We start from the raw sequence: 9391 nt of genomic DNA on the forward strand, positions 1-9391 counted from the left end.
GGGTCGTCCGATATCTCATGGTCATGCGGCAGCAGCCGATGGCTTTACACGCCCGCCGTTCGCTCATCTCGTGGGCATCACGAGATGCGCGACAGCCTTCCGCTTGGCCGCGGGCCTCACCACTTCTTTCCCAAAAGGTCCTTCAACGCCGCATTGTCCAGCATGGCGTCAGCCAGGAGCCGCTTCAGCTTCGTGTTCTCGTCCTCCAGCGTCCTCAGCCGCTTGGCCTCGGAGACGTGCATCCCGCCGTACTTGGCCTTCCATTTGTAGATGCTGGCGTCGCTCACGCCGTGCTTGCGGCATAGATCGCCGACCGACACCCCGGCCTCGTGCTCCTTCAAGATCCCGATAATCTGCTCTTCCGTAAAGCGGCTACGCTTCATGCTCTGGTCCTCGTCGTGGGCCAGAACGAACTTCAAACTGGATTAAGCCCCGGGGGCAAGGTCAGGGCAAGCGGAAAGAGAGGGCGCGCGCGGTGACGCTGCGGCCTACGCCGAAAGAATACTCAAAAAGTGCCGCCCCGCGATTTGGTATGGAGCGCGTCTTGGTTGCGCCGGAAGTTGGTTCGGTGCCGCAGACCGGCCAATTCAACCCTTCTGATCGCGATCTAAGATAAGCCGTCCGCGAAGCGTCAGAATTCTCCGAGTTGCTAATCGTTCACACCTGCGCCGAACGACGGAACCGCGGCGGACGGACAGGCCGCCTTCATCGAGAAGATCGCCTCAACTTCGCGACGCATGGTGCCGTGGCATTCGCAGGCCGCTGCGACGAGCTTCAGTCGATCTATCTCTATATGCCCTCGTCGCTCGGATCTAATCGCTCCGAACGCGCGTAGACGGCGCATCAGTAACGTTACCGTCGTTCGTCGCACGCCGAGTATTTGCGACAGCGCCTCCTGAGTGAGCGGGAGCACATCGTCATCGATGCGGTCGCGAATGTGGAGAAGCCAACGCGCCATCCGTGCCTGCACCGGATGCCGGGCATTGCAGGCTCCGCCGCGTTGAAGCTGGGCCAGCATCGCCCTGACGTGGACCTGGATCGCTTGCCGGATTGCGGGGCTGCGGCCGAATGCGGCATGAAATCGCGGTGCCGGGATTCGCGAGGCGATGCCTCCCGCACGGACGATTGCGGTGAGCGCACAAGGCGCTGGTCCGAACACTGAAAGAGTGCCTATTGCTCCTTCGCGCCCAACTATAGCGGTAGCAGCGGTCTCGCCGTCCGCAAAGTCGACCATCAGCGAGATGGCACCACTATGAGGGAACAAGATATAGTCGACTCGGTCACCCTCTCGAGAAATCACCTCGTCCTGAGCGAGCGCAACAGTCTCCAATGATGGCGCCAGCAGATCGAAGTCGGCTGGCGGCAGCGTCGCCAAAAGACAGTTCCGAGTTCCCCCGATGCCCGTCACTTGGCGTGTCCCGCCGCGAAGCATCTTCGGGTGGTGCTGAACGGAGGCCTCAGCACGGGAGTAGATCTGCTTTCGCGAAGCCGATCATGAACCAATTCAGTGACAAAGCGGTCTCACGCGACAATAAAATCATCTCCTGCATGGCGGAATTGTCGTCCGCGTCCTCGAGAGTTAGATGCAAGTCCGCTGCAGAGTATACAAGTGCAAAATAGGTATGGGTAACACCGTACGCTCGGCCGCGAGCATGAACTTTACATAGCGTTCGTTCCAAACCAATGTGAAAGTCGAAGCGAAAGGATGCGCGCCGTTAGCAGCTCATCCAGCCGATCAGCCTGATGGGCGCGAGATGCGGGCGGAGCGCCGGCCACTCAAACAACAGACACTCTGGTAACCAGAAGCGGAAAGAGAGCGCGCGGAGAAATCAGGCAGCTTGCCTATGCAAGAAATGGAGACGTCTGATTCGGTCCATGCTCTTTTGTGCCTGAACGTAGACACTCTCGATAGTTCGGAAAAGGGGTGAACCGGGGAGGCGCGTAAGCCACTCAAGCAACAAACGCTGTGGTGAAATGAATAGTAAAAATGGAGACGTTCTCTTGCGCCGCCTCACGAGTGTAATCCGTTTGCCGTAGGCTGCGGCGCAGAGGAGATGATCCTCCCCTTCTCGGTGCGGGCTAAGATGACCCTCTGCGTGCGAGGGGAGGTCGCTCTATTTGAAACTCAAACGGAAACCGATGTCGTGTTGCGTCCTGACCATGCCTATCGCTAGTTTTGAACTCAACATGTTGGTGTTGGTTTACGTCCTCTCCATTCCTATCGTCAGTGCGGATCCGACATGACGGCTTGCTTCTTGTGATGCTCCTTTTCGTACACAAATGCCGCCCTTTTGGGCGGCATTTGTGTATCGCTTCATCAATTCTCTCCTGCACTGCTCTTTGCCAGTAATTTCGTGGCCAAGCGACCAAGATCCGTTGTCCGCGGGTTGCCCAAAGAACTGACAAAAACAATCTTCTCTGGCTTGTTATTGACTACTCCTGCGCACTGCGCAGCTCGACCGTTCTGTAGCGCTGTTGAGCGATTAATCGCCATTTTCAGCACTCAATCCGCTCCGCGGACAATTTCTTGAACGGGTTGAGAGCCATAGCGGCCGAGTTGGAGCGGGTCGCTCACCCGTTTGAACGAACATGGCAAACTCTTCAGATGTCATGTTGCCGAGGCCCAGGTTCGCCAGGGTACGCCCATGTGACAAGAATGAATTGTCTCTTAGCAGATGTTGGCCAAGTTCTGCGATCAACTTCATTCGGCTCATCGACAATCCCTGCATCCTGCCCAATTCGATCATGGGAACGAGGCCGAACGGGATATCTTCAAGAATATATCTCGTCCGCAGGTCTTTCTGCCCCCTAATCTTCTCGTAGGCCGGGTTCTTGCGACAGATTTCGGAAAGGCTTTCGCCCTGCACACCGTAAATTAATCGGTACAGCTCGCGCACAGAGGGCAAGTCAAAGCCGAACGACTTCCCAAGAGCTACGCGTTCCTGGTCGATATCTTCCGCAAAGGCTCCAATGGTCGGGGTGATACCTTCTGAATAGTAGAGCCAGTCGTGCTGAGATTCGATCATGGAGAGGTTAAAGATCGTGGGGGCCGGATGCATTATGACAGCGCCATTGGACAGGCTTGTTTCCAGGACATTTCTTCCACCCCGAATCTGCGGGAAGACCTCGTTGAGCAATTCCAGGATTTCGTGATTCTTGTTTGCCGGCAACGTGGCAAGTAATCCATCCTTCTTGATGGCAAGGATTTCGGCGTAACCAGGTTTTGAACTTCTGCACGCGTAGAGAAGATGATTGCTTTCCGCAACGGGGATATTTGCGGTGCAACCCGCATTTCGGAGAATCTCGCGGAATTCTATAGCGCCGCACATCGCACCCGGATGAAGGAAAACGATCTGCCCGTCAACCAAGTGCGAAGCGCACTTGGTTGCTATCTCAGCATGCGCGGTTGCTGGGGTGACCACCACCACAACGTGGGCCCCTGCGAGCGCTTCGCCGATGTCCGTAGTCGCGAGTTCAAGTCCGCCAAAACCTTGGAGAGCGCCGTCAATATTAATCCCACCAAGTTTGTTTATCTCTTCAATTGTTCTCGCCGTTCTATTGTACAATCTAACGCGACATCCCATGATGGCTAGATGACCAGCCATGGATTGACCACCATGTCCTCCACCTATGATTGCCCATATGATATCCTCTTTCATGGCGTACCTTTCTATTTATGATTTTAGAGGATAGTGCCCCAAAGCGGATCTCGCGAGCGTAGTGACAGAGATTCGTCTGCTGGGCGGGCGGCTGCATAGCCGAAGGATCGGCGAACGCTGTTGAAAGCCGCGCAATCTATGGCCTGCAGCGCATTCCTCTCAGCAATGATGTCAGGTTTACGTGGTGAGTTCCGTCGGCATTCTTGATCTCCGCAAAGCGCGTTGTGAAGTGCAAAGTTCATCGTTGTCGCTCGTAGAAAGCAGTGACAAAGCCGGAGACAGTTATAACGACGATACCAAATAATTCGATCATGGTAGGAAGTTCACCCCAGATAATAAAACCGATACCAAGTGAGAAAACTAACGAGACATAACCGAAGGGCGCGACCATCGAAGCAGCCCCCAACTGGTAAGCCATCGTTACCAGGATCTGCCCGATGCCGCCGACGAGCCCGATAGCAATCAAAATCGGTATATCAGCGAGTTCTGGCCAAACATTTGCAAAGGGCAAGGTGGCTGCGCCAACGACGACTCCCGCCAGTGTGAAATAGAAAGCGGTCGCAGTGCTTGACTCGGTATCAGCCATCCTGCGGATAAAAATCATCGCGAGGGCGGCAGTCAACGCGCCGGCCAGCGACAGAACAGCGCCGAGCGAGATGCCGCTAACATCTGGATGAACGACCAAAAGAACGCCAGCAAAGCCGATGATCACGCCGGCCCAGCGATGGAGCGGTACGGTTTCGCCAAGCATGAGAATAGCTAGCATCGTAACGAATAACGGTGCAACATAGCTTAGCGCCATGACTGTTGCTAACGGAATCATGCTGAGAGCGGTGAAAGTGAAGAACATCGAGCATATGCCAGCACCCGAGCGATAGAGATGAGCGCTAATCCGCCTAGTGCGCAGCTCCTGCCATCCGCTCAGCCGATATGCCAACCACAACGTTGGGACCATAGCGAACAAGCTACGAACGAACAAAATCTGTCCAATTGGATACTGTGAACCCATTCCTTTGATAAGCGCCACCATAATGGTAAAAAGGGCGGCCGAAGCCAGACTACATCCGATAGCTTTATAGACAGCGACACGGTTTGAATTCACCAATGCAATCGGTCCGAGAGAAGACGTTTTCATACGATAAAACTCATGGTGTCTCTAGCTAATAACCGGGGCACCTACCTGAATTGGTCGGCGGCATGGTACGCCACTGAACGCTAAACCTTGTTGCTCCTTTTGCATGCGGAAGAAGAGACCCCGTGGCCAGACTCGCACGCGTTCGTTGCGTCAGTAAGACCAACAGGACGAATCCACACGAGAGAATTAGCAGCATCGGCGGGGTATATTCGAACGGAAGTCACTGGAAGCAATCTGTCGTTCAGACGATCAGAGACATCGAAAGCGGCGCGTGGGAATTCTATGTCCAGGACGACGGGCTCACTGCTGGTTTGATCGTGGCCAAGCACGAAGGGCACAAGTACATGAAGACGACGGCAGACGGCATTCAGCCAGACAATCTTCTTTCACTCGCTGAGTGTCCGTGATGCTTGTCCATCCTAGACTAGTCCAAAACCCCGGCGCTCGCGCAAACTGCAAGCAGCGCGAGCGCGACTCGGCGTCGTTGCGACCCTGTCCCTACCGCGCCCGCGCTGCCGGTGAGTTAGCGCGACGTGACTCGGCGCTTGGCTTGTCGCGAACAAACGCAGTCCCACGCCCCCCTAATGGTGGCCAGCCTTACCATCCCAAAACTGACCACCTCGCTCGCTTCCCTGGGGTGTCGTCAGGCTCGAGGGACCGGCAAAATTCGAGCGCCAAAAGCGCTCGTAGCGTGCCTACCTGATTTGGGTGGTCAAGACAGAAATTCAGTGATGACGACAATACCACTCGCACCAGTGCCGCCCGCACAGTTGATCGTGTATCCTGCATATGCAGTGTGTAGTTGCATTGCTCTGCGGTGCACGTGAGGTGGTCCCGGTTGTCTGAACAGCAATTCCGCGTCGATTAGTGGAGCTTCCGCCAAAATTAAGCTGCCGCGCGGAACGGCAGCGGGTTGAAGTAAGCTTGATCCGGGGTGCCGCCGTCAAGGCTCGAGTGAGGACGCCGGCCATTGTAAAAGCCGAGGTATCGGCCGATCGAGGCGCGGGCATCGGACACGGTGTCGTAGGCCCGCAGATAGACCTCCTCATATTTGACGCTGCGCCACAGCCGCTCGACGAACACGTTGTCGCGCCAGGCGCCCCGGCCGTCCATGCTGATGGCCCGTGACTGGCGAGCACGCCAGTGAACGCCGCGCCGGTGAACTGCGAGCCCTGGTCGGTGTTGAAGATGTCCGGCTTGCCGTGGCGAGCGAGAGCATCCTCCAGCGTCTCGACGCAGAATGCGGCTTCCATCGTGATCGAGACGCGCCACGACAGCACCCGACGGGTCGCCCAGTCGAGGACAACAGCCAGGTACACGAAGCCCCGCGCCATCGGGATGTAGGTGATGTCCATCGCCCAGACCTGGTTCGGACGCGTGATCTCCATGCCGCGCAGCAGATATGGATAGATCTTATGTCCAGGCTCGGGCTTGGTGGTGCGCGGCCGGCGGTAGAGCGCCTCTATCCCCATCCGCCGCATCAGCGTTTTGACATGCCGGCGGCCGATCTTGCTGCCCTCGGCAGCCAGCAGCTCTCGCAACATTCGCGAACCGGCGAAAGGAAACTCCAGATGCAGCCGGTCGAGCCGTTGCATGATTGCGAGGTCGGCGGGCGGCACGGCACGTGGTAGATAATAGACACTGCCACGGCTGATCTTCAAAACTTCCGCCTGCCTGGTGATCGGCAGATTGTGCTCACGATCGATCATCGCTTTGCGCTCAGCAGGCCCGCTTTGCTGAGCGCGCCTTCTAAAAAACTGAGCGCGGCGCTGCGCGCCCCCTGTGGGATAGAAACGGCTAACCGCTAGACTGCGGCCGGAAGGGAGCGGCCGATACGATTTTGGTGGCACGTGAGCCCGTCAAAAAACCTGGTCCATGGGCTGTTGCGCACTTGAGAGTGGTGACGCCATTGCGGCGATCCCGTTTAGGAATTTGAATGAATTGCGCAGCCCAGCCCTTCCGCCGGAGTCAGAAGGAGCTACAGATGAATCCCAAAAGATCGAAGTCGAAGGAGGGCGGTAAGATGCCGATGGTGCACCCGAACGCGGCTGCCATCGACGTTGGCGCCACCATGCATATGGCGGCCGTCAGGGCAGATCGCGCACCGGAGCCAGTCCACAGTTTCGGTACCTTCACGGCCGATCTGCATCGGCTGGTCGACTGGTTTACGGAATGCGGCGTCGAGACCGTCGTCATGGAATCGACCAGCGTCTACTGGATTCCGATTTTCGAGCTTCTCGATGCCCGGGGATTTACCGTCTTTCTTGTCAATGCGCGCGATGCCAAGCACGTGCCGGGGCGTAAGACCGATGTCAGCGATGCGCAATGGCTGCAGCGGCTCCATTCATTCGGGTTGCTGCGGGCCAGCTTTCAGCCCAAAGGGCAGATTGCCGAACTGCGAGCCTACGTGCGTCAGCGCGAGCGTCTGCTGGAGTACGCGGCCTCACACATCCAGCATATGCAGAAGGCTTTGACGGCGATGAATCTTCAGCTCCACCACGTCGTCGCCGACATCACCGGCGCGACCGGCCTGCGTATCATACGCGCGATCCTTGCCGGCGAGCGCGATCCCGAGGCGTTGGCGTGCTTGCGCCACTACAGTTGCCACTCCAGTGCCGAGACGATTGCGAAGGCGCTCACCGGGAGCTACCGCGCCGAGCATCTGTTTGCGCTCGAGCAGGCACTTGCGCTTTACGACACCTACCACGAGAAGGCATCTGCCTGCGACGCCCGGATCGAAGCCGTGTTGAAGGAACTGAGTAACCATCGCGGTCGTGGCCATGGACCAGCACCGCGGGCATCGCTGCGTCGGAATCGAACCGATCAGGCGAACGCTCTAGCTTTCGACGTCCGCGAGGCGCTGTTCGCGTTGCTGGGAAAAGACATCACCACCATCGACGGCCTCGGTCCTTACCTCTCGCTGAAGCTGATCGCTGAATGCGGTGACGACCTCTCCTCGTGGCCAAGTGCAAAGCATTTTACCTCCTGGCTGGGACTGGCGCCGAGCAACAAGGTCTCCGGCGGCAAAAGGCTCTCGTCCCGAACACGCCGATCCGGCGGCCGGGCGGCGGCGCTTCTGCGCCTTGCTGCCGTCACCGTCGGACGCACCGATACTGCGCTCGGCGCCTTTTACAGGCGACTTTCATCGCGCGTCGGCAAGGCCAAAGCAGTGACCGCCACGGCCCGCAAGATCGCAGTTCTGTTCTACAATGCTGTGCGATACGGAATGGACTATGTCGATCCCGGGGCCTCGTCATACGAGACGCGCTACCGGACGCGAGTGGTCAACAATTTGCATCGGCGTGCCAAGGCATTCGGCTTCGTTCTCCAGCCGTTCGAGCCGAACGTCGGCGATGCCGTTTCTTAGGAATCGTTCTCCAGGGTCAGCTCCCCGATCTTGGCGTGCAGCGCTTTCACGTCCACCGCGGGCTCGCTCATCCGGTTGCCTCCGCCAGGACCGAACACATCGGCCGCCGCTTCCTGAAGCTGGGCCTTCCACTGCGTGATCTGGTTCGGGTGCACGTCGAAATGCTCAGCCAGCTGGGCCAGCGTCATCTCGCCCTTAATCGCGGCTAACGCCACCTTCGCCTTGAATGCCGGTGCGTGGTGCCGACGGGTTCGTCTGCTCATCGTCTCTCCTGATTCGCGGGTCAATCTTGCCCGCCATCAGGCAGAAACTCCACTTATCGCCCTGTCCAGATTTCCGGAGCCAGCTCTACTATCCTTCGCGGGCTTCAGGACCGTCGGCGAGTGACGTGAGTAAGGTCGCTGCCTTTGCCCTGACAGCTTTCTGCATTATTCTATTCAGGACGTAAGTGTTTGCAGCCCGCAATCTGGAGCTATGGCTGATTTTGGGTGACGCGGCCTGATCAGGCGGCGTGGCTTTCAGTGTTCGGAATGACTTCGATTCCGTCGATGAACTTTACACCGGCGATGACTTTCGGCAACTGGTTCGAGCTCTTCAATCGCCGCTCGGTCTTCGACGCAGCGTCGATGAGCTTGAACACCATCAGCTTCGCGGTTTGTTGCGACAGCGATCCCTTGGTCCGCACCGTTCGGTGGCGCACCGTGGCGAAGACGCTCTCGATCGGGTTCGAGCTGCGTAGGTGGATCCAGTGCTCAGCAGGGAAGTCGAAGAAGGCGAGCAGCGCGTGGCGATCCTTGATCAGGCACTCCACCGCACGTTCGTATTTGACGTGGTATTTCTCGACGAAGACGTCGATCGCGGTTTCAGCTTCGGCCCGGTGTGGGGCAGATAGATGTTCCGCAGGTCGTTCTTCATGGGGCCTGCACGGATTTGGCGATCCTGTCGAGTACGTTGCTCACTTTATGGCACCAGCATCGTTGGTGCCGCGTGCCGGGAAAGGCCTCGTCCAGTGCCTTCCAGAAGCCGAGGGCGCCGTCGCCGATGGCGAGTTGCGGGGCAATCCGTAACCCGCGTTGCCGCAGGTCGATCAGGAGTTCGCGCCAGCTCTGCGCGCTCTCGCGCACGCCGACCTGGAAGCCGATCAGCTCCTTCTTGCCTTCCGGCGTGGTACCAATCAGCACCAGCATGCATTCGCTGTGATCTTCCATGCGGGCCTGCAGGTACACGCCA

The 9391-nt window shown here is 57.9% G+C and carries 5 protein-coding genes and 4 pseudogenes; 2 read left to right on the top strand and 7 right to left on the bottom strand.

The features are described from left to right. From XI05_RS09405 to XI05_RS09420, 4 genes and pseudogenes are all read right to left on the bottom strand, one after another. Positions 1 to 383: pseudogene (locus XI05_RS09405) on the bottom strand (transposase); the annotation flags it as partial. A gap of 266 nt (positions 384 to 649) precedes the next feature. After that, entirely contained in the window at positions 650 to 1432 is a 783-nt protein-coding gene (locus XI05_RS09410; protein WP_271500838.1) for a Crp/Fnr family transcriptional regulator, read from the bottom strand. Between the two features lie 1051 nt (positions 1433 to 2483). After that, entirely contained in the window at positions 2484 to 3659 is a 1176-nt protein-coding gene (locus tag XI05_RS09415) for an NAD/NADP-dependent octopine/nopaline dehydrogenase family protein (protein WP_271500840.1), read from the bottom strand. Positions 3660 to 3897: 238 nt separating this feature from the next. Continuing rightward, positions 3898 to 4794: a DMT family transporter gene (locus XI05_RS09420; RefSeq protein WP_271500842.1), complete on the bottom strand. Its 897-nt coding sequence runs from the start codon at positions 4792 to 4794 to the stop codon at positions 3898 to 3900. 122 nt (positions 4795 to 4916) lie between these two features. Between XI05_RS09420 and XI05_RS09425 the strand changes: the two genes are divergently transcribed. Then, a complete protein-coding gene (locus XI05_RS09425) occupies positions 4917 to 5201 on the top strand; it encodes a DUF3892 domain-containing protein (protein WP_271500844.1) in 285 nt (94 codons plus the stop codon). Between the two features lie 478 nt (positions 5202 to 5679). Here the strand turns inward: XI05_RS09425 and XI05_RS09430 are convergent. Beyond that, positions 5680 to 6551 (bottom strand): annotated as a pseudogene (locus XI05_RS09430) (IS3 family transposase); the annotation flags it as partial. Positions 6552 to 6778: 227 nt separating this feature from the next. Here XI05_RS09430 and XI05_RS09435 point away from each other — a divergent pair. Then, complete coding sequence (locus XI05_RS09435; protein ID WP_271500846.1) at positions 6779 to 8161, top strand: IS110 family transposase; 1383 nt, start codon at positions 6779 to 6781, stop codon at positions 8159 to 8161. A gap of 2 nt (positions 8162 to 8163) precedes the next feature. On the opposite strand, the pseudogene XI05_RS09440 reads toward XI05_RS09435, so the two are convergent. Then, positions 8164 to 8424 (bottom strand): annotated as a pseudogene (locus XI05_RS09440) (transposase); the annotation flags it as partial. Between the two features lie 239 nt (positions 8425 to 8663). Continuing rightward, positions 8664 to 9391 (bottom strand): annotated as a pseudogene (locus XI05_RS09445) (IS256 family transposase); the annotation flags it as partial.

Origin of the sequence: Bradyrhizobium sp. CCBAU 11357, assembly GCF_028128865.1 — a bacterium.
Classification (GTDB): Bacteria; Pseudomonadota; Alphaproteobacteria; order Rhizobiales; family Xanthobacteraceae; genus Bradyrhizobium.

Coding starts and splice junctions, on each gene's coding strand:
- XI05_RS09410 (WP_271500838.1), bottom strand. CDS start 1,432: ATGCTTCGCGGCGGGACACGCCAAGTGACGGGCATCGGGGGAACTCGG.
- XI05_RS09415 (WP_271500840.1), bottom strand. CDS start 3,659: ATGAAAGAGGATATCATATGGGCAATCATAGGTGGAGGACATGGTGGT.
- XI05_RS09435 (WP_271500846.1), top strand. CDS start 6,779: ATGAATCCCAAAAGATCGAAGTCGAAGGAGGGCGGTAAGATGCCGATG.
- XI05_RS09420 (WP_271500842.1), bottom strand. CDS start 4,794: ATGAAAACGTCTTCTCTCGGACCGATTGCATTGGTGAATTCAAACCGT.